Source organism: Paenibacillus sp. GM2 (assembly GCF_900069005.2).
Taxonomy (GTDB): domain Bacteria; phylum Bacillota; class Bacilli; order Paenibacillales; family Paenibacillaceae; genus Fontibacillus.
On record NZ_LN831279.1, the window covers coordinates 2,253,372 to 2,280,230 of the forward strand.

At 48.2% G+C, this 26,859-nt stretch carries 25 protein-coding genes; 9 read left to right on the plus strand and 16 right to left on the minus strand.

The window, feature by feature from the left end:
- Positions 1-69 precede the first annotated feature (69 nt).
- From BN1360_RS19880 to BN1360_RS19895, 4 genes are read left to right on the plus strand one after another with little or no spacing between them, the layout of a single operon-like run.
- On the plus strand, positions 70-1,659 hold the full coding sequence (locus tag BN1360_RS19880) for a spore germination protein (RefSeq protein ID WP_068781609.1): 1,590 nt from the start codon (positions 70-72) through the stop codon (positions 1,657-1,659).
- A complete protein-coding gene (locus BN1360_RS19885) occupies positions 1,656-2,852 on the plus strand; it encodes a Ger(x)C family spore germination protein (RefSeq protein ID WP_082790145.1) in 1,197 nt (398 codons plus the stop codon). The genes BN1360_RS19880 and BN1360_RS19885 overlap by 4 nt, the downstream gene beginning before the upstream one ends.
- 16 nt (positions 2,853-2,868) lie before the next feature.
- Positions 2,869-3,090 carry a hypothetical protein gene (locus BN1360_RS19890; protein WP_068781611.1) on the plus strand — a complete coding sequence of 74 codons (222 nt, stop codon included), beginning with the start codon at positions 2,869-2,871 and terminating at the stop codon, positions 3,088-3,090.
- An 18-nt stretch (positions 3,091-3,108) separates the two neighbouring features.
- Complete coding sequence (locus BN1360_RS19895; RefSeq protein WP_068781612.1) at positions 3,109-4,212, plus strand: GerAB/ArcD/ProY family transporter; 1,104 nt, start codon at positions 3,109-3,111, stop codon at positions 4,210-4,212.
- A 35-nt stretch (positions 4,213-4,247) separates the two neighbouring features.
- Here the strand turns inward: BN1360_RS19895 and BN1360_RS19900 are convergent, their stop codons facing one another.
- Together BN1360_RS19900 and BN1360_RS19905 are read right to left on the minus strand one after the other, a co-directional pair.
- On the minus strand, positions 4,248-5,087 hold the full coding sequence (locus BN1360_RS19900) for a prohibitin family protein (protein ID WP_068781613.1): 840 nt from the start codon (positions 5,085-5,087) through the stop codon (positions 4,248-4,250).
- 194 nt (positions 5,088-5,281) lie between these two features.
- Positions 5,282-6,064: an ABC transporter ATP-binding protein gene (locus BN1360_RS19905; protein WP_068781614.1), complete on the minus strand. Its 783-nt coding sequence runs from the start codon at positions 6,062-6,064 to the stop codon at positions 5,282-5,284.
- A 168-nt stretch (positions 6,065-6,232) separates the two neighbouring features.
- On the opposite strand from BN1360_RS19905, the gene BN1360_RS19910 reads away from it, so the two are divergent.
- Positions 6,233-7,063 carry a GNAT family N-acetyltransferase gene (locus BN1360_RS19910; protein WP_068781615.1) on the plus strand — a complete coding sequence of 277 codons (831 nt, stop codon included), beginning with the start codon at positions 6,233-6,235 and terminating at the stop codon, positions 7,061-7,063.
- Between the two features lie 64 nt (positions 7,064-7,127).
- Here the strand turns inward: BN1360_RS19910 and BN1360_RS19915 are convergent, their stop codons facing one another.
- Complete coding sequence (locus BN1360_RS19915; RefSeq protein WP_068781616.1) at positions 7,128-8,852, minus strand: ABC transporter ATP-binding protein; 1,725 nt, start codon at positions 8,850-8,852, stop codon at positions 7,128-7,130.
- A gap of 240 nt (positions 8,853-9,092) precedes the next feature.
- Here BN1360_RS19915 and BN1360_RS19920 point away from each other — a divergent pair, with 240 nt between their 5' ends.
- Positions 9,093-9,956 carry a class I SAM-dependent methyltransferase gene (locus BN1360_RS19920; protein ID WP_068781617.1) on the plus strand — a complete coding sequence of 288 codons (864 nt, stop codon included), beginning with the start codon at positions 9,093-9,095 and terminating at the stop codon, positions 9,954-9,956.
- On the plus strand, positions 9,956-10,720 hold the full coding sequence (locus tag BN1360_RS19925; RefSeq protein WP_420707914.1) for an RluA family pseudouridine synthase: 765 nt from the start codon (positions 9,956-9,958) through the stop codon (positions 10,718-10,720). Before BN1360_RS19920 ends, BN1360_RS19925 begins: the two co-directional genes overlap by 1 nt.
- Positions 10,721-10,942: 222 nt before the next feature.
- Here the strand turns inward: BN1360_RS19925 and BN1360_RS19930 are convergent, their stop codons facing one another.
- The 7 genes from BN1360_RS19930 to BN1360_RS19960 all read right to left on the minus strand — a co-directional run bounded on the left by BN1360_RS19930 (position 10,943) and on the right by BN1360_RS19960 (position 20,466).
- Positions 10,943-11,635 carry a DinB family protein gene (locus BN1360_RS19930; RefSeq protein WP_068781619.1) on the minus strand — a complete coding sequence of 231 codons (693 nt, stop codon included), beginning with the start codon at positions 11,633-11,635 and terminating at the stop codon, positions 10,943-10,945.
- Between the two features lie 46 nt (positions 11,636-11,681).
- Positions 11,682-12,434 carry an alpha/beta fold hydrolase gene (locus tag BN1360_RS19935; protein WP_069188388.1) on the minus strand — a complete coding sequence of 251 codons (753 nt, stop codon included), beginning with the start codon at positions 12,432-12,434 and terminating at the stop codon, positions 11,682-11,684.
- A gap of 53 nt (positions 12,435-12,487) precedes the next feature.
- Positions 12,488-12,937, minus strand: a complete 450-nt coding sequence (locus tag BN1360_RS19940; protein WP_229521060.1) for a GyrI-like domain-containing protein — start codon at positions 12,935-12,937, stop codon at positions 12,488-12,490.
- 28 nt (positions 12,938-12,965) lie between these two features.
- Entirely contained in the window at positions 12,966-13,274 is a 309-nt protein-coding gene (locus BN1360_RS19945; protein WP_068781621.1) for a GRAM domain-containing protein, read from the minus strand.
- Between the two features lie 227 nt (positions 13,275-13,501).
- Complete coding sequence (locus BN1360_RS19950) at positions 13,502-15,385, minus strand: cellulase family glycosylhydrolase (RefSeq protein WP_229521061.1); 1,884 nt, start codon at positions 15,383-15,385, stop codon at positions 13,502-13,504.
- 74 nt (positions 15,386-15,459) lie between these two features.
- Positions 15,460-17,889, minus strand: coding sequence for a glycoside hydrolase family 6 protein (locus BN1360_RS19955; protein ID WP_068781623.1), 2,430 nt, complete (start codon positions 17,887-17,889; stop codon positions 15,460-15,462).
- Positions 17,890-18,657: 768 nt separating this feature from the next.
- Positions 18,658-20,466: a glycoside hydrolase family 30 protein gene (locus BN1360_RS19960; protein WP_068781624.1), complete on the minus strand. Its 1,809-nt coding sequence runs from the start codon at positions 20,464-20,466 to the stop codon at positions 18,658-18,660.
- Positions 20,467-20,848: 382 nt separating this feature from the next.
- On the opposite strand from BN1360_RS19960, the gene BN1360_RS19965 reads away from it, so the two are divergent.
- Positions 20,849-21,529: a M50 family metallopeptidase gene (locus tag BN1360_RS19965; protein ID WP_068781665.1), complete on the plus strand. Its 681-nt coding sequence runs from the start codon at positions 20,849-20,851 to the stop codon at positions 21,527-21,529.
- Positions 21,530-21,705: 176 nt separating this feature from the next.
- On the opposite strand, the gene BN1360_RS19970 is transcribed toward BN1360_RS19965, so the two are convergent.
- The 3 genes from BN1360_RS19970 to BN1360_RS19980 all read right to left on the minus strand — a co-directional run bounded on the left by BN1360_RS19970 (position 21,706) and on the right by BN1360_RS19980 (position 23,341).
- Positions 21,706-21,996 (minus strand): hypothetical protein, encoded by a 291-nt coding sequence (locus tag BN1360_RS19970; protein WP_229521062.1) that lies wholly within the window; start codon positions 21,994-21,996, stop codon positions 21,706-21,708.
- Between the two features lie 113 nt (positions 21,997-22,109).
- Entirely contained in the window at positions 22,110-22,739 is a 630-nt protein-coding gene (locus BN1360_RS19975) for a hypothetical protein (protein WP_068781626.1), read from the minus strand.
- Between the two features lie 17 nt (positions 22,740-22,756).
- A complete protein-coding gene (locus BN1360_RS19980) occupies positions 22,757-23,341 on the minus strand; it encodes a LysE family translocator (RefSeq protein ID WP_068781627.1) in 585 nt (194 codons plus the stop codon).
- 119 nt (positions 23,342-23,460) lie between these two features.
- Between BN1360_RS19980 and BN1360_RS19985 the strand changes: the two genes are divergently transcribed.
- Positions 23,461-24,018: a helix-turn-helix domain-containing protein gene (locus BN1360_RS19985; RefSeq protein WP_068781628.1), complete on the plus strand. Its 558-nt coding sequence runs from the start codon at positions 23,461-23,463 to the stop codon at positions 24,016-24,018.
- A gap of 67 nt (positions 24,019-24,085) precedes the next feature.
- On the opposite strand, the gene BN1360_RS19990 is transcribed toward BN1360_RS19985, so the two are convergent.
- The 3 genes from BN1360_RS19990 to BN1360_RS20000 all read right to left on the minus strand — a co-directional run bounded on the left by BN1360_RS19990 (position 24,086) and on the right by BN1360_RS20000 (position 26,859).
- Positions 24,086-24,508: a DUF1801 domain-containing protein gene (locus tag BN1360_RS19990; RefSeq protein WP_068781629.1), complete on the minus strand. Its 423-nt coding sequence runs from the start codon at positions 24,506-24,508 to the stop codon at positions 24,086-24,088.
- 67 nt (positions 24,509-24,575) lie between these two features.
- Entirely contained in the window at positions 24,576-25,244 is a 669-nt protein-coding gene (locus BN1360_RS19995; protein ID WP_068781630.1) for a VOC family protein, read from the minus strand.
- A 232-nt stretch (positions 25,245-25,476) separates the two neighbouring features.
- Entirely contained in the window at positions 25,477-26,859 is a 1,383-nt protein-coding gene (locus BN1360_RS20000) for a sensor histidine kinase (RefSeq protein WP_068781631.1), read from the minus strand.

Below are 26,859 nucleotides of genomic sequence, written 5' to 3' on the forward strand. Positions count from 1 at the left end.
ATTTGCATAAAACCCAGCCCAATCGCTAATCTTAACAAACATAATTTGGGTTGGAAAGGAGATGTTGTCATGTCACCCTGGGGTCGAAAGAAACGGATACAGGAACAAAATAATCATGTAGCGCCAGCAAAAACCGGACAACCTCCACAGACGGAATGGCCCGAGTTGGAAACAGACAGCCCTAGTCTAAAGACACGGCTTCATTGGTTCAAGCAGCGCTTCAACAATTGCTCCGACATCATTTTTCGGGAATTTACCCTGACATCCGGTGAGAACTGCGCGATTATTTATTTTAGCGGAATGATAGACCAGGATTCGCTCCAGCGCTTTATCCTGCAAGATTTGCAGACGGAGGCTTCGGAATCCGCAACTATATATAAAGCTCTGTTTCAGCGCAAATCTTTGTCTGTGTCGAACTATACGATTACCTCTGATCTCAATGAATGCCTGACCCATATTCTGAACTCCTGCGCTACCCTTATCATCGATGGCGACAAGCGTATGATCAATTTTGAGGTGGCCTCTTACCCGACGCGCTCTATTGAAGAGACCCCGAACGAATCCATAATTCGCGGCTCGCGGGAATCCTTCATTGAAGATTTGCCAACGAATTTGACGTTATTGCGAAGGCTCTTGAAGACACCTGACCTAAAAACCGAAAGCATTGTCGTAGGCAGAAAAACCCAGACCCCATTGGTTCTTGCTTATATAGAGGGAATCTGTAAGCCGGAGCTTATTGCCGAAATGAAGCGCAGGTTATCCTATATTCAAATCGATGGCATCATAGGTTCTTACTACATTGAGGAGTTCATCAAAGACAATCCTTACTCTCCATTCCCTCAGGTTGAATACACAGAGAGGCCGGATATCGTTATCGCATCTCTGCTGGAAGGACGAGCCGCGATTATGCTTAACGGAACTCCTGTATGTCTGCTCGCCCCGGTTACTCTGTACATGCTGATGCAATCGCCGGATGATTATAATATGTGGTTTATCGCCGGCTCCTTTATTCGGTTGATCCGCTATCTCTTCTTGCTTATTTCTTTGCTGCTGCCGTCTATCTATATCGCGGTTACGACATTCCACCCGCAGATGATTCCGTTTCCGCTGCTGATTACAATCGCTTCCGCGCGTGAGATTGTACCTTTTCCGGTCGTCTATGAAGCGTTCATTATGGAGATCACCTTCGAGGCATTGCGGGAGGCATCGATCCGTATTCCTAAATCAATCGGGCAAGCGGTGTCCATCATCGGGGCGCTCGTCATCGGAACGGCGGCCGTTCAGGCCGGGATCATATCGGCAACTATGGTAATCGTAGTATCGGTGACCGGAATTGCTTCTTTTATTATCCCGCATTACGATCTTGGTTTATCCGTCAGGCTGCTCCGCTTTCCGATCATCATTCTGGCATCTATGTTTGGGCTTTACGGAATTGCCTGCGCCTTGATCTTCATCTACATTCACTTAGTTAAAATGAAGTCATTCGGGGTGCCCTATTTATCTCCATTAACACCGTTGATTAAGGAGGATACGGGCGATACGTTCATACGACTGCCTTGGACGTTCATGCGTACCCGGCCGTCAATCACTTCCAATAATCGGCATAGAATTGCCAAGAATGCGCGCGGATGGTCCGAACCAAAGGGTGAAAATGAATGAAAAAGTGGCAGACTAGGCTATTCACTACAATATTTTTGCTAGTGTTGGTCCCCCTGTTGAGTGGATGCTGGTCATCTGTAGAATTAAATAATCGGGCCTTTCCAACCATGATGACCATCGATCGATTAGAAGACGGTGATCTGGAAATCTCTCTTGGCTTCCCCCTTCCCAATCGAATGATTCCAAACCAGACTGGGGGCTCCAACAATGGTGGCGGTGAACCGTTCACTTTCATCTCCAAAAAAGGCAAGGAGATTGGCCCCATATTGCGGGATATTCAACTGGATGCTTCGCGGGATATCTTCTTCGGCCAAACGCGCGTGATTGTCGTCGGCAGCCGTCTCGCCAGAGAAGGTCTGGACATGGTTATTGACCTGGTAAGCAGACAGCCCAATTTTCATATTAGCGCCAATTTATTCGTCACTGAGGAAAATGTAGAGGAGATAAAAAAAGCTCCGACCACATCGGAACGATTTATCTCAACGGTTCTCACCAAGTTTATTGACGACCGGCTGACCCTGAATACAACCATCAAGGATTTCTTGATGGCCAAGTATAAGACCGGAGATATTCTGATTCCAAGAATTGGCTTCGAGAAGCTGCCCACCAGCGAGGTGGTTACTTCGGGGAAAAATCTCTGGGCCAGCTCGGAAGGGGCCGTCATTATATCCAATGGAAAAATGGTCGCTGAGCGGCATTTATCAAATGAGGAGCTTCGAGGCGCTTTATGGATTACTTCGCAAGTCGATTCTGCCATATCGGTCATCAAGTCACCTACAGACAAGCAGGAAATTACATTTAAAATCAACAATATCAATACGAAAATTAAACCTACGCTCAAAAACAATCAAGTGGTCTTTAAGGTAAATAGCAAAGGCACCGCATATATCTTCTCTTCCAACTCAAATATTGACGTCAAAAATGCGGAAATGATGATCAAACTGCGGGAAACCTTAAACAAAGATATAGAATCCTTGATGCATCAAACCTTTAAAGCAACAAAACAGGTAAAATGCGATGCCTTCCGGCTTAGCGACTATCTGGACTGGCGTTATCCCCAAGTATGGAACCAAATCAAGGATCAATGGGATGACTATTATGCAGATCGAGTGAAGATCGAAGTTGACGTAGACATCGCGCTAAACCTTACCGGAACCTTCTACCGCTCGGCAGGACGAACTGAGAAAAATTAAAATTCGGAGGAAGAACATGGTCTGGATCGGACTTGCCTTTGTTCTGATCATGCTCTTTGACGGGCATAATCAGCATAAATTGAAAATGAGCCGGAGGAAGAAGCTGACCAGTCAAGCGGTCACAATGATCCTTCTGATCCTGATCGAGATTCAATACGTATTTAGGGAAAAGTACAACTTGCTGCTGTTCATCGAGTTCATCGCAAATCACATTTTCACGGGATCTGCGGGCAAATAATTGTGGGAGGCTGTGAAAATGAAAAAAATTACTTCCTTGCAGATTTTTACAATGTATAGCATGTCCATGTTTACCACTTTCACAGCCTTTCTTGAGAATCCCTTAGCTTCGTCCAGTAAATATTCTGCCCTGCTCGCTTCGCTGTTAGGGGCTTTTCTAGCCTGGCTGCTGATCTACCCCGGTCTGAAAGTAAGCCAGTCAAGACCGGATGAATTTGTAGTGGAATACGGTCACGAGCTGGTTGGCAAAATACCGCATACATTTTTTATGATCATGGTTATATTGGTGAATATTATACTTGGTGCCGGCACCATCAGACAGATGTCCGATTTTCTGCTCACCGAATATCTCATCGGGACACCGGCCTGGGCTGTTCTGCTAATCTTCTGCCTGGCTGTAGCTTACGCCGTCTATTCAGGATTGTTGACGATATTTCGGGCAGCGCAAGGGATTTTTCTGTTCAGCGCCCTGTCCTATTTCATTATTCCGTTCCTCGCTCTCCGCGAGCTCAACAAAGGGATGCTGCCTGCCTTCTTTACGCATATTACCCCTGCCGAATTAGGAAACGGCATTTATTTAAACGTCGGACTGTTCGGCGAAATTTCTTTTCTGTTTCTGTTAATGCCCTATTTGAAAGCTCCCCAAAAAGCATATAGGACCATATTTGCGGCCATTTTGTTCGCCGTAGTGATTAATATACTTCATATGTTCCTTGTCTTGTCCGCCTTCGGCCCTGAGATCACGGCAAACCTGTCCTATCCCGATCTGGAATTAACCGCCTTTATTCAGACGGGATCATTCCTGCAGACAGGGGACCCGATTCTTATCATTCTCTGGCTGACAAGCCTGTTTGTTAAAATATGCTTCATTATCTTCATCACCTCTATTTGCATCTCGCAGGTCACCAAGGTTAAGGATCATCGCATATTCACCTTGTCTACAACCGCGTTCATCCTGATACTATCCATGATTATGTCGCGGACACAGACCGAATTGCATGACTTCCTGTCAATGCGATTGCCGGGAGTAATGATCGCAGGCGAAATACTCATTCCTATCATCTATTGGATCGCCTATCTGATCCGCAGCCACGCCTCCAGGCGAAAACAGCAGCAATCATAAAATGCCGCCCCTGTTGGGGCGGCATTTATTCAATATTATTTATTGGTTAACGACTGAATATCAATAAACGGTGTTGCCCCGCCTGTTACAGATGGAAGCTTCCCATCCCATTTCTCCAGCGCCTTCTCTTGAACCTCGATCTGCTTCAACTGGATGAGCTCCGGCGTAACTTCCTGCTTCTTCAACTTAAGGGACTCCGCCTCGGCCTGGGCCTGGGCAATCTTCTGCTTGGCCTCGATCTCGACCCGCTTCAGATCATTGCTGGCTTTAAGTGCCTGTTGCTGAGCTACCTGCTTCGCTTCAATTGACTGATTGAAAGCATCGGAAAATTTAAAGTCCACGATGTTGATCTCATTGACGATAAGATCGTACTTGGCAAGCCGGGCTGTCAGCAGCTCGCTAATCTCTCCGGCTACGACATCGCGCCTGGCAATCAGATCCTCGGCCTGATATCTTGCGGTCACCTCTTTGACGATCTCCTGTACGGCCGGGTTGATAATGATCGTATCGAAGGACCCTCCAATATTGTTCATTAGATTGTAGGCCGACTCTTTATTTACTGAATAGTTAACGGCAACATGGGTTGACACCGGCTGCAAATCCTTCGAGGAGGCTGTCGTATCCGTCTCTGCCTTGGTCACCTGGGTATTCACCTGAATGACCGACTGAATGAACGGAATCTTGAAGTGAATTCCTGGGGATAACACGTCGCTATTCAATTTCCCAAATGTCTTATACAATCCAACATGCCCGTATTCAATCTGTGTGAAGCTGCCCATTGCAATAATTCCAACAATAATGACCGTAATGATAAGACCTGTTAATCCTCGCAGCTTGACTGGCTTCTTCGCTCCCGGGTTTGTTCCCGTCTCCATATGGATCCCTCCGTTTAATTTGCTATTCTGTAGAGGTTGCTCAAAAAGTTCACCCCAGCCTCATCCAATGGAAGCATTTTTGATAAAATTCACCTCAGTAGCCTAAGCTTCGGTACTGGCAACGGGCCTTTTTGATCATACATTACTAATAGTACGTTGCACCCTGAAAAAAGTAGCAAAATGGATAACAGAGTTTATTTTCGCGATAGCCAGGCCCGTCCTTGATTCCAATTCAGATCAACCGGCATCTCGAAGAAATCGGATAGTCGATCGCTATTCAATACTTCCTGTGTCTTGCCCTGGGCAAATACCTCGCCGCGCCGAATCAATAAGGAATGGGAGAAGATCGGCAAAATCTCCTCTGTGTGGTGTGTCACATAAATCATGCTTGGGGCTTCAGCTTGCTTCGCCAGTTCACTGATGCTGTCCAGCAACCCTTCCTTCGATATGAAATCAAGGCCGTTCGCCGCTTCATCAAGAATAAGCAGACGCGGTGCCGCCATTAAGGCTCTGGCAATCAGCAGCTTCTGCTTCTCTCCTTGCGAACAGGTCTGGTAGGTACGGTCCAGCAAATGTCCGCAGCGCAATTGCTCCATCAGGGACGCAGCTTTCTCAAAATCCGCCTCCGTCGGCTTCTCATAAAGACCAATCGAGGCAAATTTACCGCTCACAACGAGATTTTGCGCTTTCTCATTCCCATGCAGCCGCTCTTGCAGCGAAGAGCTGACCCAGCCGATGGATTTGCGCAATTCTCTTAAATCTACCTCGCCAAATTTATGGCCGAGTACGCTGATCTGCCCGCTCGTCGGCCAGATATAACCACAGAGCAAATTAAGCAGAGTGGTCTTGCCTGAGCCATTGAGGCCAAATAGAGCCCAGTGCTCTCCTTCTTGTACGGTCCAATCGATTTGCCGCAGCACCGTCTTTCCTTCACGCCGCCAGCTGACATCCTTCATCGTTACAACATTCTTCTCCATAGCTCTCCCCTGCCTTCCTCCGTTTTTTGTATAATAATCCCAAGCTACTCTGCTGAAATGAATTTGTCAAGAATTTGATGTATTTAGAGGGGGAATAAATCGCACTTTCTGTGACATTGCCAATCCACGCTTCCTTATACTAGAATACTAGCAAAGGATGGTAGATATATGTTGAGAGTAAATATAGATGAATTGCAAAAGCTGCAGACGATCTGTGAACAACATGATCAGATCAGCCTTAAGCTGAATTGGGATATGCTGCTTAACCCGGCGGAAGACAATCGCCTCCACCTCACAGAATACATGGATGGTCGACTCATCGCCTTCTTAGGCAAGTATATTATCGGTGGAAGTATGGAGATTTGCGGGATGGTACATCCCGATTTCCGGAGATTAGGGATTTTTACAAGATTACTTCAAGATGGAATTACTAGAGAAGATACAGTAAGGTACTCTTCCATCTTGCTTAATACGCCAGCGGCTTCTGTCTCAGGCCAAGCTTTCCTGAATAGGGTCAGCTGCCGTTATTCCTTCACTGAATACCAGATGCAATATGCCTCGGCAGAGAATAAACTCGGCAATGTGCGTCCGGGCATATCGCTTCGTACTGCCACGCCGGAGGATGCGGAATTGCTCAGTCAGCTCGACACGGATGGCTTCCAGGATGACTATGAACAGACGCTGCAGGATTATATCCGGCTGAGCCCACAGGACATGGCCGATAATGAATTGATCCTTGCGGATGGCCATATCGTCGGTAAAATCCGCATCTCCAGGCTGGAGGATCGAAGCTGGATCTATGGCTTTGTTATTCACTCCCGCTATAGAGGCAAAGGGATTGGACAAGCGGTGTTGCAGCAGGTTATCACTCGGGAGATGGCCGCCGGACACACCATATGGCTGGATGTCGCCATAGAAAACCCGGCTGCCATGAAGCTTTATGAGACAGCCGGTTTTCAACTGCGCGCTGCGCAGGACTATTTTACTTATAAGAGGTAGTTCCAACAATTTCCCTTTGATCACAAAGTCATTATCGATAGGCTGGCTTCTTAAACCTACACTATTAAGCTTGGATAGCGCCGAATTGCGCCTGATGCAGGCGGCTGTAATGGCCGCCTGCCGTCACCAGCTCCTGGTGACGTCCCTGCTCTGATATGCCCTCTTCCGTTACAACAACGATACGATCGGCATTCTTGATCGTTGCCAGTCGATGCGCAATCACCAGCGTTGTCCTTCCTTCCGATAATTCAGCAAGAGATTGCTGAATCGCCAGCTCCGTCTCTGTATCCAGTGCCGAGGTAGCCTCGTCAAGAATCAGAATTGGAGGATTCTTCAGGAACATGCGGGCGATAGCTAGACGCTGCTTCTGTCCGCCAGAGAGCTTGACACCACGCTCCCCAATCACGGTATTCATCCCCTCAGGCTGCGCTTCGATAAAGCCCTCAAGCTGGGCGCGCCGCGCCGCGGTCCATATCTCTTCATCGCTGGCTCCCAGCTTCCCGTAAGCAATATTCTCGCGAATACTGCCTGAGAATAAGTATACGTCCTGCTGGACAATCCCGATGTTGCGGCGCAATGAGGAGAGGGTAACATCCCGGATGTCTGTGCCATCAATTGTAATCCGGCCCTCATCCACCTCGTAGAACCGCGGCAGCAGGCTGCACAAAGTGGTCTTACCGGCACCGGAAGGGCCAACAAAGGCGATGGTCTCCCCAGCGTGGATGTTCAGACTAATATTATTTAATACCCTATCCTTGCCGTCGTAACCAAAGCTTACATTTTGGAAGGCGATATCTCCCTTTAACTGGCCCGCTTCCGATGCGTCCGCTCTGTCCGCTACATCTGGCTCGGTATTCATGATCTCCATATAGCGCTTGAATCCGGCTATCCCTTTTGGATAACTCTCAATGATCGCATTGATCTTCTCGATCGGTCGAACGAAGACGTTGGCCAGAAGCAGGAAGCCGACGAATTCCCCATAGGACAGCTCGCCGCGAATAACGAACCAGGTCCCGCAAATCATGACGAATAAAGAGACTAGCCGCATTAGCATATAGTTGACGGAGAAGCTGCCGGCCATAATCTTATAGGCGCGCAGCTTCGTGCGGCGATAGAGTCCGTTGTTCTCGGCGAACAGCTTATTCTCATGTTGTTCATTGGCAAAAGCTTGAACGACACGAATGCCGCCAATGTTCTCCTCCACCCGGGAGTTGAAATCTGCCAGTGCCCCGAACAGCCCGCGATAGGTTTTCGTCATTTGACGATTGAAATGCAGCGCAGCCCAGACGAGAACGGGCACCACCAAGAAGGTCAATACAGCCAGCTTCCAATTAATCGACAGCATCAGCAAAAATGAACCAACCAAGGTCATACCGGCGATAAATACATCCTCTGGTCCGTGATGAGCGACCTCCCCGATATTGTCGAGATCATTCGACAAGCGGGACATTAAGTGACCGGTCTTATGATTGTCATAAAATTTGAAGCTTAGCTTCTGTAAGTGCTCGAACATGTTCTTGCGCATATCCGTCTCGATGTTAACCCCTAGCATATGTCCCCAATAAGTAACAATATAGTTCAACACCGTGTTCAAAATATATATTCCGAGCAGCGCGGCACAGGCCATCGCGATTAGCGACCAGTCCTTGCCAGGAAGCAGCTTGTCCACGAATTGGTTAACTGCAATCGGGAATCCCAGCTCCAGCAGCCCTGCCACGACTGCGCAAGTGAAGTCTAACAGGAATAAATTCCGGTAAGGACGATAATATGAAAAAAAATCTCGAAGCATTTCGACGTTCTCTCCAATCTGTCATGCAGAAAGCATTTTTGTGTAAAGATTATCATAGTTATTCGTCTTTTCACAGTCCTAAGTCAGTTATAATTATTTTTGGTTCGGTCAAGATTCGTCAATCAGTAGCATGGAGACCCTATAATAAGGTACAATAACTACCGAATGAATCGTCCCGGAGGCTGCTCGTGATCGGGAATTCAATGAACTACCTTGTCTTGGAAGGAAGGATTATAGTAAATGTACGTTTCTAATGAATGGAATGACTATGAAGTTATCGATACAGGAAATGGAGAGAAGCTGGAGCGTTGGGGCGACGTAATTTTGCGCCGTCCGGACCCGCAAATTATCTGGCCGATCGCTAACGAGGATAAGGCATGGCGGGATGTGCACGGACACTATCACCGCAGTTCTTCCGGCGGGGGCAGCTGGGAGATGAAGAAGCCGATTCCTGAACGCTGGACGATCTCTTTTGATCCGCTCAAATTTTATATTAAACCGACCAGCTTCAAGCATACGGGGCTCTTCCCGGAGCAAGCGGCTAACTGGCGCTGGATGATGGACAAGATCTCCAATGCAAAGCGCCCGATTAATGTACTTAACCTGTTCGCTTACACCGGCGGCGCTTCCGTCGCTTGTGCGTCCGCCGGCGCTTCTGTTGTACATGTTGATGCGGCAAAAGGAATGGTGCAGTGGGCCAAGGAGAATCTTGCTCTCTCCGGACTCGGCGATCGTCCTGTCCGTTTTATTACGGACGATGTATTCAAGTTCGTACAACGCGAGCAGCGGCGCGGCAATCGCTATGATGCGATCATCATGGACCCCCCTTCCTACGGCAGGGGACCATCGGGGGAGACGTGGAAGCTGGAACAAAGCCTGTATCCGTTCGTGGAATCCTGCTTGTCGATCCTGTCGGATAAACCGTTGTTCTTCCTGATCAATTCCTATACCACGGGAATTTCGCCAACAGTACTGAACAACATTCTAACGATGACTGTAAAGCAGCGGTACGGCGGACGAATCTCTGCTGGCGAGCTGGGTCTCCCGATTACGAAATCCGGCATGAATCTGCCTTGCGGTATTCTCGGCCGCTGGGAGGAATAATGATGGTTCCTGCAGTGTCCTGGACGACGGGACATCCGGCAATGAAAATTTTGTATGAGGACAACCATCTGCTCGGCATTGAGAAGCCCGTGAACATTCCGACCCAAGAGGATGCCAGCGGAGATCCTGACCTGTTAAATCTGCTGAAGGCGGATATTAAGGAAAGATTCAATAAGCCCGGAAATGTATATCTGGGCCTTGTCCACCGCCTGGACCGTCCGGTTGGCGGAGCCATGATCTTTGCGAAGACGTCCAAGGCAGCCTCGCGCCTCTCCGATGCTGTGCGTACCCGGAAATTCGCTAAATCCTATGTGGCCGTCGTTCATGGACGGCCACCGCAGCAGCATGGACGCCTGATTGACACACTGCTGAAGGAGGAGCGGACCAATACGGTATCTGTCGTGGCCAAGGGGACGCCTGGCAGCAAGGAAGCCATTCTTGATTATCAGGTGCTTAGCGTCTCGGTTGAGCACGAACTGTCGTTGGTACAAATCGAGCTGCACACCGGGCGTCCGCACCAAATCCGCGTGCAGTTGAACCAGCTTGGCTGCCCGTTATACGGCGATCAGAAATATGGAGCACATATCAACAAGCCCGGCCAGCAAATTGCGCTCTGGTCGCTGTACGTTGGTTTCCCCCATCCGATCACCAAAGAGCCGGTCGACCTTGTCTCTTCTCCTCCTTCCCAATTTCCATGGAATTTGTGGGATTCTCGGATGTATTCGCAGATTGCGGAGAACTTGGTCTCGAGCACCCATCTGTGAATGGGCCTTCGTCTCGTGCAAACAAGCCATCCACACCTCTCCTACGGCTAGCCGGGTTGGCCCGGATATGAACGAATGCGGACATCAGCCGTTTCTAAAGATGAATAAAGACGCTTCAGACCCATGAAATTAGCGGGCGAAGCGTCTTTTTATACCTATTCATTGCCTCGTTGAGCATAAATTTGCCGATCAAACTGCACTATTGTATGTTCCCTTCCCCATTCATGGTTTTTTTTGCAGCTTCTCTTTGATCCGCAGCGCTTTATTCAAATGCAGAAAAAGATGGCGGGTCGCAGGCATCAGAATTAATCCGCCTAGCCTTTTGCTCCCCCAATAATCAAGCAGCCATGATTCTCCCTGCTTAACAGCCCCATGATCACCCAGCTTCTTAATTCGGGTCGGGTCAACCTTCTGATTAAACTGTCCAGGCAGCATTGAGGCGACGATCTCACGAGTCCTGCGCCCTACTTCGAACCGATATGCCAGCAAAGCGGAGTAATTTATATTCAAGCTTAGATCAGCGACCTCTTCCTCTGTCATCCCGTTCCCCGTATGAATATAATTCACCTGCAGCTTATCCTTCCAATCCCCAATCTCGAAAATCTGATTCTCATCGTTCAGAAGAACATTCATTGTCATATCCTCGATTCTGGTGATATGCCATAAATGCCAGGCAATGGAGTTCTTCGTACCCGGCACTTTCACAGGATACGTGCGAAAGACATGCTCCGCCATCTGATCCAATAAATGATCCTCCAGCGTCGTAACGCCCGAAGGACTCATTGGCGAGGAATGCAATAAAGCGTGCTGATTCAGAAAAAGCTCAATTGCCTGCGCATGCTTGTCCACCGCAAAGATCAGGCCAGTTAATTGCTTGTGATTCTCGTTCCAACGCTTCCTTTGTTCCAGATTCATATGCAATCCACCTTTTAACCCCTTATAAGAGATATTTCTCACAAGCTTAGCTAGAAATTCGGCTAAGAAACTGAAGGATCGAATCATTCACGAGCACCGGCTTCTCTCGAACTGTGTGTGGCCTATGGCTGCAGTCCGGGCAAACGAAATACTGCGACCTTGGAACGAGCGAGCTTAACTTCCGCAGTTTCTCTTCTCCTGCAAAAGGATCATGCTCACCGGAAATGAATAAGGCTGGGCAGCAAATCCCACTTAATTGATCCTCCGTCAACTGGGGGTAGTAACGCCATTCATTGGCCGATTGGCGCATAAATTCCTGCCAATTTCCGCGATACGCTTCTTCATGTCTTTCAAGCATTTGCCCGATCAGTTCTTGCTGTCCGTGCCGGGCCAGCCACTCCGGCTCAAACTCCTCGACGCCGGCGGGTTCGGCAAAGCCGCTTGTTCCGATCGTAACGATGGAAGCAACTCGCTCCGGGTGCTCAACCGCACAATACAGAGCTACATTCGCTCCCAAGCTGTAGCCAATCAGATGGGCCTTAGGCAGATGAAGCACATCCATGAAGTGAATGATATCCTCAGCCAATCGGGGAGAATTCCAGTCCATCCTCTCGCAACGTGTTCGACCATGCCCCCTAAAGTCGGGGTAATAACAAGTGTAACTCTTTTGAAAATCGAGCAGTTGGCTGGCAAAAGCCAATATCCCCCTTGAATAGCTGCTATGTAAAAAAATGATCGGTTCTCCTGTACCCAGCTGCTCATAAAACATGTGCAAATCCTGAACCTGTACGTGCGGCATACGCGCTAACCTCCGGCACTTGTGTAATCAAGAGAAATCCCCGTTTCTTGAGACTATCCTTCCTTTATCGGAACAAATACATCGACTTTTCCCGGCCATTCCGGGTCGGCAAATCGATATATTTCCAAAGCCAGCGCTCTTGGATGATGTTCGATTCGGCTGTCTTTGATGTAGGCATGGAGTACTTCATAAGGATCGGTATCCGATCTCGTTGTCACATAATTACGCGCTGGAATCGTGAATCCGATCATCCCTTCCGGGATATTTTCAAGCGCACTAACTTCCATACAGTAGAAATAAGTAAACAATACCTCTGAGGCGAAGTGTGGACATACGTATTCTTCAGGATGAACTACCTCTCTAATCTCATGCCTGCGCTCAAGGAACTGACGTTTTGCCTCCTCGATCCGGTTAGGATCATGGAATGAAAAGCTGGAAGTGACGGGGAAGCCGACGAATTTCTTCTCTTCCAAATGCACCGTTTTAATTGGGTTTGCACTCATCATACGCTCCTCCTGAAAAATAATTATTTTAAGCCCTGTACTGATTAATAAGCTCAATCAATTGGGCTCTTTTATAGACGACAAACTTGAATTCACTGCCATAGCGATTGATAATTTTGATGCCATTAGGTACCAGACCGATCGTGTTGCGCTTCTCGACTCCAACAATGTCGGCCATATTAATCTCAACAGGCTCTGTCTGAATGTTGATCATATGCGGAGTGAACAGCAGTCTTTCATTGGTAATGGTTAATCTCCCCCCGACCGCTTCAATACTTCTAAATAAATTGGCCGGTATTCGTTCTTTCACTATATATTCCGACGACCTTAATTCCATATTTCCACGCACCCCTGCATTATTTTCATACCGATCCATCCTGTTGTGCAATTCGACCTTGCACTTTCTGATTACAATACTATTTTCAGTTATATCATGCATTCCATATTTTGAGAATCACCCTATTATAATGAAATCAACTTATTTCATCTGACATATCCGCATGAGCTGTAAAACATAAAAAAGAACCGCCGAAGCGGTCCCTTTCCCATTTCATTTTGTTCCTTCTAAGGCTCTACTCCCCATACCAACGTGCCATTCTGATACAAGGTGACCTTATTCCAATCCGCAAAGGCTGTTTTGGTTGGATCAAAGGAATAGTCATTCGTCTCATCGAAGTTCGACCAGTCCGACTTGGCCATTCGCAGCTGAATTTCTCCCGTCTGGCCTCCTGCCTGAATTGAGCCTGCTGCTGATGTAAAGCTGAGCTCAACATAAGCATCGTTAAAGGTCCGCTGGATGTTAGCGACTCCAATGGATGCCCAATCGATCCAGGACTGCATACTCTGTGAACCATCCTTCGAGAAATAATAACGAAGCTTGAGATCACTTAGGTTTACAGCAGTCGTTCCATTGTTCTTAATATTGAAGAATGGCTTAATCTGATTGTCTGTTGCGTTAATATCGCCAGCCCGGTATTGAACTACCAGATTGCCGGTAGGAGTGGACCCTCCCCCTCCCGCTGGCGTAGCAGAGACTGCAGCTGAATTGGCACTTTCACCTGCGGAATTTACAGCACTAACTGCATAGTAATACACGGTTCCATTCGTTAGCCCCTGATCGGTATAGGACGTGCCTGCGACTCCCGTTGCCACAGTCGTGTAGGGGCCACCGCTCGTCGCTGCTCTCTTCACATGATAAGTGCTCGCTCCAGCCGAAGCCGACCAGCTGAGACTCACCTTCGCATCACCTGCCGTAACCGTCAATCCGGTTGGAGCAGCAGGCACATTCGTTCCCCCGCCTCCGCCACTCAGCGGCTGCATGATCTTATCCAGCATCGTCTGCTTCGGTGCGTTCCACGTAGTCCAGTCGTCCTGCAGGAGCCCCCCCGTATCCCCGGAATTCGGGTTCAAGCACCAATAAGTCCAGTAAAGATTGTTCGCTCCAATATAATCTACCAGCTTGTTCTGCCATTTGCCCTCGACACTGGTCAGATCAACACCGCGACCGCCAAATTCACCGACGATGACCGGAGCGATGTTCTGTTTGCTGATATATCCCCAGTACGCATCCCAAATCCCCGGCATATTATTTGGGAATGACGGATCTGAGAACCAGGTCTGATTGGACACGCCCGGACCATAATCATGGGCGGAATAGACAAGTTGATTCGGGACATTAAGTCTGACCGGATAGTTGGCAACTCCCTTGAGATTGCCTCCCCACCAGTAGCCGTCACTAAAGCCCTGCACATTCTTCTCGATTCCTTCTACAATGATAAGCCAGTTCGGATTCACGGACAAAATTGCATTGCCCGCACGCTCTGCGGCAAGTCTCCAATCTGTGGATTGGTTTCCGGTCCCCCAGCTGGCCGTGCCGTGCGGCTCATTGTGCAGATCCGCTCCGATAACGGTGTCATTTCCATTGTAACGAGTGGCCAGCATCTTCCAATCATCGATCCAGCGTTGTTCCGAATAGGCGGAAGTGTACCAAAGCTCGGATTGTCCGCCGGAATCAGGGCGATGACGATCCAGGAATATTTTCATGCCCCGGGCGCCCGCTTTGTCAACCAGCTTATCCATGATCTGGATCGGAGTCAGACCATTGAGGTCCGGATTCTTCGCATAATCAATTCCGTTCGCCGCTGAACCGGCATCAAACATCTGGTTGCTGTATGGGAGACGGATCAAATTGTAGCCGTGAGACTTCATCTGATCGAGTACATCATCCATAGATCTGGTCCACAAGCCATGGGGCGAATAGTTTGCTGTCTCGAATCCAAACCAGTTAATCCCGTTGAACACGGCAGGCTTTCCAGCGGAATCGACGATCTTATTCCCGGATGTATGGTAATAATTAGCGGCTGCCTTGGCCTGCTGGGTTCCCGCACCTGCGGCGCCTAGTCCCACGGCTCCGATCACGAGCGAACCGATCAAGAGAGTTTTAGCCAATATTTTGAACACTCATTCTCACCATCTTTCATGGATTCAACGAAATTGAATGAATATGAGATCGGTCGAGCTTATTAAGGCTCAATCCCCCAGACTAGTACGCCGTTCAAATACAGCGTGACATGATCCCAATCTGTGTAGGCTGTTTTTGTGGCGTCATAGGAATAATCATTGCTCTCGTCAAAATCAGACCAGTCCGCCTTCGACATCCGCAACTGAATATCCCCCGACTGCCCTCCGGCTGCGATCGATCCGGCTGCAGCGCTAAAGCTCAGCTCAATATAGGTGTCCGCCTTCGTAGCGGAGGCTGTGCCAAAAGTATTAGTAATATTGGCTGAACCTACCTGAGCCCAGTCAATCCAGGCATTAACGTCCTGATTGCCATCCTTCGTGAAATAGTAGCGAATTTTAAGGTCACTTAAATTTACAGCAGCAGTTCCGTTATTCTTGATATTCAATTGAGGCTTGATCTGATTGTCAGTAGCGCTAGTGTCTCCAACCTTATATTGAAGTACCAGATTGGATGTTCCTGTTCCGCCGCCGCTTGGCGTGGCCGTCACCTGTGCAGAATTGACACTCTCCCCTGCGCTGTTCACTGCGCTAACGACATAGTAATACGGCGTGCCATTCGTCAGCCCCGTATTCGTATAGCTTGTCGCTGTGACGCCGGTCGCTACCGTCGTATAGGGGCCGCCGCTTGTCGTTGCCCGCTTCACATTATAACTTGTCGCTCCGCTTGTCGCTGCCCAGCTCAGCGTTACTTGCGCATTGCCCGCAGCAGCGGTCAAACCTGCCGGCGTGGCTGGCACAGTCGCTGTCGCTTGCGGCGTGGCCATCACCTGTGCAGAATTGACACTCTCCCCTGCGCTGTTCACCGCGCTAACGACATAGTAATACGGCGTGCCATTCGTCAAACCCGTATTCGTATAGCTTGTCGCTGTGACGCCGGTCGCTACCGTCGTATAGGGGCCGCCGCTTGTCGTTGCCCGCTTCACATTATAACTTGTCGCTCCGCTTGTCGCTGCCCAGCTCAGCGTTACTTGAGCATTGCCCGCAGCAGCGGTCAATCCCGTCGGCGCAGCAGGAACTGTAGGTGTTCCGCCGCCACCTGTTGGAATCGCCGGATATGCATTTTGAACCAGCTCTACGAATTGATTATGGAACCAGTGTCCGGATACCGGAGCATTTGGCAGTGCGCCTGTTAAGGTTCCATTGGCATTGGTATAAGTCGGGTCACACATTCTATCGAAGCCTTTGCCTTCATTATTCGGAATCTCGGAGCTTGAGCCATCCGATTCACCTGGCGGCTTCACCCATACAAAGGCATCGAGATGCGAGTTCGAATAACCTGCTGGTGCCGCTTGTGGGGGCTGCCCAATGCCGGCACCGCTGGCATTACACCAGTTGCCCCGATGAAGGCGTTTGTCGACCCGCCCGGAATCAACATAGGCATTAACGGAAGTTCCGCTGGCACTAGTAGGCCGGTTTGGTCCGCCCCAGCCGTTCCGGGACGTATCAATCAGGAAGCCAATGCTGGATGGCCAGCCTTTGGCCACGAAGCCCGAATACAAAGCAGCGGTGAAATCAGCTTCATCGAAATACGGATTCCACTCATAATAAGTGGCTGACTTGATCTGATTGCCATTAATCGTCAAGTTCGGATCAGGCAGATTCGGCTCCTCAAGTGGGGTTGTATTTGCTGTATTCGTAATAAATCCGTCCACACTGGCGAGTCCTGCCGCTGTCCCGCTAACCACCGAAGTAAAAAGATCAATCGTCGGTTGACGGTTGCTGTCCCAGCCTAACCATCCGGAGTGTGCAATGTCCATGTAATTGTACACATTAGGAATCGCATGCAGCTTATCGAGTGCATAACGCGTGGCATCTCTGTAAATATTGGTGGAATTCGCTTGTGCGCATCTGGAATCACTCAGATTCGTCACCAGATTCGGCAACGAATCAGGCTCGATGATAGCGACGATCCGGATGCTTGAATATTTCGGATTTGCGAAGATCCCGGCAATTCGGTCGATATAATCCGTCTTATAAGTTTGCAAGCCTGCCGCTGTCAAAGGCAGCTCTCCATTGGAAGCCAGGGCATGACAGTCCCGGCCAGGCAGATTATAGATTACAAATTGAGCGACGATAGGCGTATTCCCCTGTTTCTGGGCGAGTATAGCATCCATCGTCTGCTCCAGGCTCTTCCGACCGCCATTCTCCTCACCGCCGTTAATCGCAGCGATGCGGTCCAGCCAGACGGCTGTTGGATATGATTTAACGGTCTCCATCTTGGCCTTCAAAGTGCTGTCGCTAACTTGAGCGATGGAAGTATCGATCAGCGCCGCGTAATCGGGGTTCACATACATCGTGGCCCCCAGGAACGGATTGTCGACATGCGCTTCAGCAGCATAACTCTTCTCTGCCCCAAAAGGCTGAAGTAACGTCAGCGCCAAAGCTGCAACTCCCGCAATCGCCACTAATCGTTTGAATAAACTCGAATTCATGGGATCACTCCTTAATTATTGATGGTTTGCGGTTCAATTCCTAACTGGCGTACCGTCCGGTACACCGTCACTTGTTCCAGTCAGCGGTCTCCTGTGCCATGAGGGAAAATCGTCTGCTTCTCATCCTTTTGAATGTATTGGCTACCACCCCCTTTATTAGAGCAAAGGTTTGCTCCGGGCCCCTGTAATAAAATAAACAGTAGGCTAAAAGCTGCAGGTTCCAACAAAGCTGTATCTGGTCCATATTCTATGAATCTTTGAATGTAATGAGACAGATTATGCGGCTAGGGGTTACGTGTATTAACAGAATTGAATAAACGTGCCGTCCTGGGGAGTATTGGTATGCGCTTTCAATGAACATCGCTGCTCTTTTGCTGACGAAATGATGAAAAATTTTCTTTTAAACCTATGTGATGGATAACGAAATAAAAAAAGATATTTATGTAATAAAAAGTAAAAACTTGCACCTTTATATTATTGATCTGCGCGATATTTGTATAGTTGAAATTTTTCTGTGTTCTGGTTTAAAATCTTCTATCCCCGGTGCCTATAACGGCATACAAAAATCCGCGCCTTCGCGCGGACTGCTTCTTCCTTCCCTATTTATTCTCTAAGAAGGATTCTGAACCAGACTTGTTCAATAGCCCTCCTTGTTGATACATTCATTAAACTGTTGTCTCTACTAATATTAACTTACTTTTCTAACTTACGGGAATTAGAAATAGAGGGCATGCACGATGCCCCCCTCTTCAATGCGTATTCTTGTATCTACATCGCGTATTTAATCGTCATCCGGGACACCTGTTTCTCCCAGGAATCACTGCCTGATAATTCGATCTTCAAATATTGTGTTCCCGGCGGTGGAAGCTCTGAAGAATAGTAGGTTTTCTGGTACCATTGGCTGCCCATATATACCCCTGGGGTGCTGGCATGAGCCAGCTTTGTCCAATTCACCTGATCGGAAGAAGCATAGAAGGCGATACCGTCCCAAACGCTGAATTGATACATATCCGCTCTAAAGGAGATCATGTTCGGGAGGGAATATACGAAGCTCTCTGTCGTTCCATTAAGGCGCTTAACCCGAGATTTATCGCCGTTGAAATATCCGCTATTGCTGGAATCCATCGCAAGTCCGCTGGTATGAGAGAAAGTCTTAGACCAATCGTCAAGCTCATCGATAAGGGTCTGCTCTTGGGGAGCTGGCGAGCCGTTCTGACCAACAAAGGTTACAACGCTGTGAGCCGGAATAATGGTCTGGAATTTTCCATTGTTAGCCGCTACAGCAGGCCCCTGGGCCAGATTCAATTGATCATCCGTCGTGTATGGAGTCAATGTTCCGGCGGTAAAGCCGTTTGGAATCAGATTGACCTCTGCGGTCGCATCCCCGGTATTGATCGCTACAATCGTGAACTTGTCTGTAGCAGGATCTTTGTAAGCCGAGAAATACACATTGGATTTAGGATTCTCGGTCGCACCGATCCGGACATATCCCGGCTTAATAAATTTACTGTAATTCCCGAGCGTATAAAAGCGCTTTGTTATCTTATAGGTACTGGTATCTTTATCCACATTAATCAAGCCTTCATCATTGTCGCCGGGTATCGCCCCTGTCCAGTACATCCAGGCATTGACACCCGCCTTCGTCATGAAGTCATGGGTTTGCTTGGCGAATTTGAGACCGGAATTGATGCCAGGATCATAGGAGTCCACCTTGGACACCTCGGTCATCCATACTTTTTTACCTTTGGAGACGGCTGTGGAGAACGGCGTAGTTGGCATCTCCAGATTCAGAATCGGAATCGGGTAGTTATGTCCCCCAACGATATCAAGCCTCTCGGCCGAGGCAGGATCATTTAACGAATCCTTGATCAGATCCTCAGACCACCAGGAAGATTCACCGGCGATGACTTTCGTCTGGGACACGCCTTCATCTATCATAGCCTGCTTCAAATAATCCTTCAGGAACACCTGGAAGTTCGTTGAGTTCCACTCCGATGAATCCCAGGTAAGGAAGGTCATTGAATTCGGCTCATTGGCGATGGAGACCGCATACAAATCGAGGTCAAATTGCTGCTTGTACTCCTTAATAAATTTGGACATCAGCAGCGCATAGTCACCGTAATTCTCCTGCTTCAGATACCCGCCATGCGTCGTTGAATTGTTGGTTTTCATCCAGGCCGGAGGACTCCACGTCGATGCAATCAGCTTGTCAACACCTCTGGCCTTGGCCTGCTGCATTACCCAAACCTGGTCCGGTCTGACGGTAAAATCGAATTGACCCGGTGCCGGGTTGTATTCGGCGAATAAAGCGCCCCGCAGAATAGACAAGCCGATTCCTTGATCCTGCGTAAATAAGAGATCCATAATTTCGCTCCTCGCCGGCTCCTGAAGGTCATATATCGCGCCTGACCAGCCAGCCTGCGAGACTCCAAATCCGTCGATTTCCTGCTTTACGTCATTCCAATTGATGCTGACATCCGCAGCTGCGGCATGCGTGGGAAGCGGCATTGTCATTACTGTCAGAAGCAATGTGCTCATTACGGCGGCCATCAGCTTGCTAACCATCTTTGTCCTCATTTCAAAACCACCTTTGATTTAGAATGATATGACTAAAAGATTGAACTAGTGAACCCGCTATCCATAAACGCAAAGCTTAATTAGTTCCCTCCCTTCCTTCCAAATACATGCTTACGCGCCGATTATAAACGGACAACGAAAATGGAAACTACTATTTTGGTGACCTTATTCTAGCATTTTGGTGACTTCTTGATTTTGATGCTGCTAGAAAGTACTAATGCATCAGTTAATCTCGTTCTATGTTTCGGGATAACCCGAAATTCCAGTCGCATTTTACCTATTTTCCCTTATAATGATTATGTACTGTGTATTTATCATTGATTTGTATTTTCATTAAACATAAGGCCCTATGAAAGGACACCCTATGAAAAATAAGTACGGTATGAATAGATGGCTTAAGGCATTGCTGTTTTTGCTAGGCGCTGCGTTTCTGACCCGGCTGATCCCGTTCTCCGGCTGGTTTCGTATTCTCGATACGATGTTTCATGAGCTTGGCCATGCCCTGCTGACATTGATTATGTCCGGAAGCGTACTGCGGATTGAGCTTAACCCGGATCATAGTGGGGTGACTTATTCTTTACTGCAGCCCGGCTGGAGCCAGATCACCGTCTCCCTCGCCGGCTATATCGTATCCTCCTTATGTTCCATCTTGATGTTCTACGGCTATTACAAGCGGAAGCAAACAGCCGGGCTTATCGTGATTAGCGCGCTGGCCTTGCTGACCATTGTACTGTTTGTGCATTCGGGCTACGGGCTATGGTGGCTGCTCATTTTCATCCTATTAAATGTACTGATTTATTTCTTGGGGGAACGGGTGCGCAATTTCTATTACTTGCTGCTGGCCTTCCTTTGCCTCGAAGAATCCGTTGTAGGTCCCATTTTCCTGCTGGCACAATCGATTATCAGCCCCGATCAAGCGGGGGACGCAACCAATCTGGCCCATATGACAATCCTTCCTTCGGTTGTGTGGGCTCTGCTCTTCGTAGTCATTGCATGCAGCTGCGCAAGATTAGCGCTGCAATTTTATTGGAAAAGCGGCAGCCGGACCTTGAGCAGCAAGTAGTATCCAAGGGCCAAGGATAGAACCATTTCATCAAATTGCGACTGCGCTTCTGCAGCAAGAAAGCCCCTCTTCTCGAGGGTCCTTGCCTAGTTGGACTTGTTCATTTCTGTACTGCTCCTGAAGTTAAGAATTGAGCATAAAGATCAACGATAGATTGCATTCGACTCAAATTCTCTCTAACGCTGCCTGTCTCCAGTCCATGATCCGCTCCGGGGGATTTCTATAATTCCATGACTATGCTGGGGAGCGATTTGCTGTAAAGCCTCATCTCCGAATAAAGAGTCCGCACTGCCGTAGATCACGATTCTATCTGTAGAATTGATAAATGGAACCGTCTCAATCACCGACGTCAGGAAAATATGCTTAACCGGCAACTGCCGCTTGCCATCCACTTCACCCGCTACGACGGTCCCCATACTCTTGCTAATAAATACCACTTCATCTTGGCCTCCATTCGCCATCGTCACCTTGTTGCTGATCTTTTACCTTCCACCCGCAAAGCGCTTTTATGCTTTTATGGACCCTCCCTTGATATATTTTATCTCAGGCTGGGTTAGGGGATTTCCGAACTAATATTATGTTATTTTCCTATCTCATATATCTCCTTGAGCACAATCCGTACATCTCGTTCCGGATTCAAGGCTAGGATCATCTCTTCACTAACGGGCTCACCTTTGTAAACCTGGGCTACTATGTCGACAGGCAGCTTCATATCATAATAGTCCTCCGCCCAGTCCACATAATCCTGCGGAGCTTCGTAGATCATTCCTAACAGAAAACGGGAACCGTCATCCAGTCCCTTGAAGTCTATCTCACCGCATCTCCATACTTGATCCCCGGATTCTCTCCATAAGCAGAAAGTAACGTCCTCCTTGCCAAGTGCTTCGTCATTCAACCTGTCAAGCAAGGAAGAGGGTGTCTGTTCATAGATGCCCGGCCAGATCTCCCCATCCTCCCTGGCATAGGGACTCATTCCCGATTCATGATCAAACCCCTTCACGATGACTCCTTCTGGCGTAAATACAATATAAATTTCGTCTCCTGCACCATTTCTTACAGAGGCCAAAGCGGCATCCTCATCCCACCGGGGGTTATACTGGTATCTGCGCAGCCAATCCTCTGAACACAAGATAACATCCAGAATACTCATCGCTGCTAACCGCTGCCTCAAGCTTTCCGGTTCCATAAACGTCGTAGGCCAATTCATCATCTCCGCTCCCGCCCCTCCTATTTAATCATGATTGAAATCGCACTATACACTAGCAAAACTGCCATAACCGCACGAAAAATCTTCTGATGACTCAAGATCAGCCTCTGAAACACGGTTCCGAATAATCCCCAGCTAAAGGTACTTAATAAACCGATAATCCCCAGAAGAAGCGCGAAAGCAAAATAGCTGGAATAACTATGATAATAAGGGAGAATAAAGGCGGAGACAACCGCTATGCCAAACAATATCCCTTTCGGGTTCATAAATTGCAGCAGTATTCCTGCCAGAAATAAATTATGGTCTTCCTTGACACTTTCAGCTTCATGTTTGTTACTAACCACGATACTGAACGCTAAGTATAACATATAGACTGCGCCAAAAATGGTTAACGGGAGCTCAATCACCGGCATGAATCGAGTAAGCGCTCTATTAAAACCGCTGCTTAACAAAATAATTAGAAAAAAACCTCCGGCCACACCAAAGCAAAACGTGATGATTTTTCTCAAGCCATATTTCTGTGCATAAGCCATAGCCATGATATTGTTGGGACCTGGAGTAAAACTAGTCGTTACGACAAAGATCATAAATGAAAACCAAGGCAATTCCCTCTCCCCTTCCATGATGTATGTTATAATGTCCATAATAGACAATATAACGTTCGTGCTATTTATTATACAAATCGGTCGTTATATTGTAAACCCGAAAAGAAGGTGTGTTTTAATTGGAGGAAATTCATCTTGCTCTAGCCAATAATCTGAAAGCCATTCGAGAGAAGGAAAAGTTAAGCCTGGAGAAGCTGTCGCAATTAAGCGGAGTAAGCAAGACGATGATCGGACAAATCGAAAGAGGAGAGTCCAGTCCCACGCTGGCAACCATTTGGAAAATAGCGAACGGATTGAAGGTTTCCTTCACTTCGCTAATTTATAGTCCGCAGCCTGATGCGACAGTCGTCCGCAGTTATGAAATGCAAGTATTATCCGAGGACAAGGGGAGATACCGGATAGCTCCCTGTTTCCATTTCCAGGAGGACAAGCGTTTTGAAATCTATTCGATTGAAATCGATCCAAAGGGAACGGTTCATTCGGATTCGCACCGGGAAGGCACCGAAGAATTTATTACGGTCTTTGACGGAGAAGTAACCGTTCGGCTAGGGGAAGCGGAATACACCATCCAGAAAGGCGATTCCTTACGATTTAAGGCCGACAGACCCCATACCTACCACAATTCAAGCAATGCATTAACCCGCCTGAGCATGACGATTTACTACCCAGTAAACTAGAGGTTAAGCCATATAATTCAAAAGAACCTCACCTCCGGATTTGTTCCAGAGATGAGGTTCTTATTTCCTATGCATTCGGATAGGTTCTCTTCAAAAACTCAACCGATTGCCGGATCAGTTCTTGCAAGACTGATACATCAATATCAGCTGTTTTGTTAATATAAACGCATGACTTTCCTGCTGTATGTTTTCCGAACTTTTGCAGTAGCTGCTCCCGTTCGGGGTCACCTGTGGCAAAATACAAGCTCGTCTTCGCTTTCCTGGGTGAGTAACCTACAAGCGGCGCATCCCCCTCATGACCTGAGTCGTATTTATAGTGATAGCTTCCGAAGCCGATAATGCTTGGTCCCCACATTTTCGCTTCGTAACCTGTCGTTTCCGTGAAAATATCGAGCAATTGATAAGCATCTTCACGCTTTTTAATATTCTCAATACATTCAATAAACTCGATAACACTGCGGTCGGTTTCTTTTGTCTTTAATTCATACATGGGGGTTCGGTTCCTCCTCAGTTGAAATCTAAGCAAAGAGTAGAGTAGTCACATAATTTCCTGTTCGCTATGCTTCTATCACAGTAAACGTGGAATCCCCTGCAAAGGCAAGCCGGCCGATCCCTTGTATGGAAACTCGCAGCGGGTAATACTCCGCAGGCTTCTGATTCGAGAAAAACCAGGTCCTCCCCTTCTTGACAACGATAAATAAGCCATGCTCATCTCCTACCGGAGTGAGTCCCTCGCTATCCTCTTTCCAATTAGGCAGACCGATCTTATTCAAGGCCCTTACAAACGGGATAACCTCATCAACAACTACACCGATCTCACTCACGCCGTTGATCTCACCGCTATGAAAAGAATGAGAGATCGCATTTGAGAGGTTATGACGAGCGATAAATTCTACAATATTGCCCGAAGGATCCTCGAAATATACCGAGTGGGCATTCCAGGAGGTGAAGAATACCTCGTCATCCCCTTCTTCCTGAATCAATGGCACCCGGGACTGAATCCAGCTCTTCGCTTCGCGGAATTGATTCTCGGGGATATTCAGCGCAAAATGATAGAATGGACAATTATAGCCCTCCGTTGCCTCAAATCGGATGCGGGTCGCCCCTGCCTGGACCGTAAAAGTATCTTGCTTGTCTTCAACAAGCTGCAATTCCAGCACCTCTTGATAAAATAATTTCGTGGCTTGCAGATTTGCTGTCAGCAATTCGAGTTTTTCCAGAATCATCCTTTTTCCCTCCACTTATCTATAAAGTTTCACTTGCCGTTTCTTTATGTCTAGCGCCGGTTCTTTTGTCTTCAATTCATAGGGGAGCTGACTTGATATTATAAGCCAGGATCGGCCTTGTATCTATCCGCTGTTCTGCTCTGGCTGAATTGCTTCAACCAAGTTCCACCTCATCATGATTATACATGGGGACGGGGAGGGAGTGAAGTTCCTTTCTACTCTAAAAGTCTGTTCAGACCATTGCAGGCAGCTCGATGATCGCTGTCATTCCTTGACCGTCCCCGCTGATCAACAGCAACCGTCCCTGATGCGCCTTGGCAATCCGGGCTACCAGAGGCAGCCCCAAGCCGTGCCCATGATGGGCCGGACGTTGTCTTCTGGATGAATAAGGAAGCTCAAGCAGGTCAGGCAGATCACCCTCCGCGACACCTTGCCCGTCGTCCTTTACAATAATCTGACAGGTCTGTCCATCTGACAGGGCACTCGTCTGCAAAATAATACGGCACCCCTCGGGGTTATGATGAATACTGTTCTGCACTAAATTTGTAATTGCCCGGGTCAGCAGCTGCTCATCGACATTCACCTGAAGTTGTTCCTCGGATATATCCACATCCAGCATAAATTTATCCTCCAGCCCCTGATTCAGAAAATCGGAAGCAATCTGCCGGGCCAGCACCGAAAGCCGCAGCTTTCTTGGATGAAGCGGCTGCATCTCGTACTCCAGCATAGAAACGAGGTTCAAATCGCTGACCAGGGAACGAAGCTTCTCGCCTTGTTGCCGGATAATGGCGGCCTGCTGACGCTGTTCTGCGGGTACGGCCTTGCTCTCCTCCAGTTCGCTTGCGTAGCCCAGCACCATTGACAATGGCGTGCGGATGTCATGCGATATGCCGGCGATCCAATTGGAACGGGCTTCATCTCTCGCTTTGAGCGCGGCATCCTTCTGCTCCAGCAATAAGGATGTGTGATTGATGCTCTTAGCCAGGCTACTAAACATTCCTTTAGGCTCTACATAGGCGTTCTGTTCATGAGCCAGCAAATGGATTCCGCGCAGAAGCGGTTGGATCGATTTAATCAGACGAGAGCCGATCAGAAGAGACAGCACAAGAGCAAGCAGCGCATTCCCAATGATCAGGGCAACGATTCGGAAAGGCAGGCTCTGGACCCATTCGACGGGAAAATTAAATTGATATTTGGCTATACTTGTCTTCGGGAAACCCACCACAACCAACCCGCTCGCATGTTCCCAGACATACACAGGATAATCCATTAAGTAATTGCGCGTAAATTGGGTTATCTCGGTAAGCGTATAGGATCGGGGCAGCGAGGGTGGCAAATCGTAATCCCATACTACATCCCCCTCGCTATTAATCAGCATGGCCCAGGCCTGGTTCTGTTCAAGGAGCCTCTGCCCCTCCTCAGGGAAGGAATACCCGTCGGCAGAGAATTGAAGGGCGTTTGCTGCCTGCTGTGTAACGCTATCCGGAGATTGCCCCTCATTCATTCCCTTGAAGATCCAGACTGCCAGCAATATGAAGTTTAGGATGAGCAAAAGCACGGAAATGACGATGGTTGTCCTGGCAAAACGCTTTAAAATGCGTGCAGTTCCGTCCAT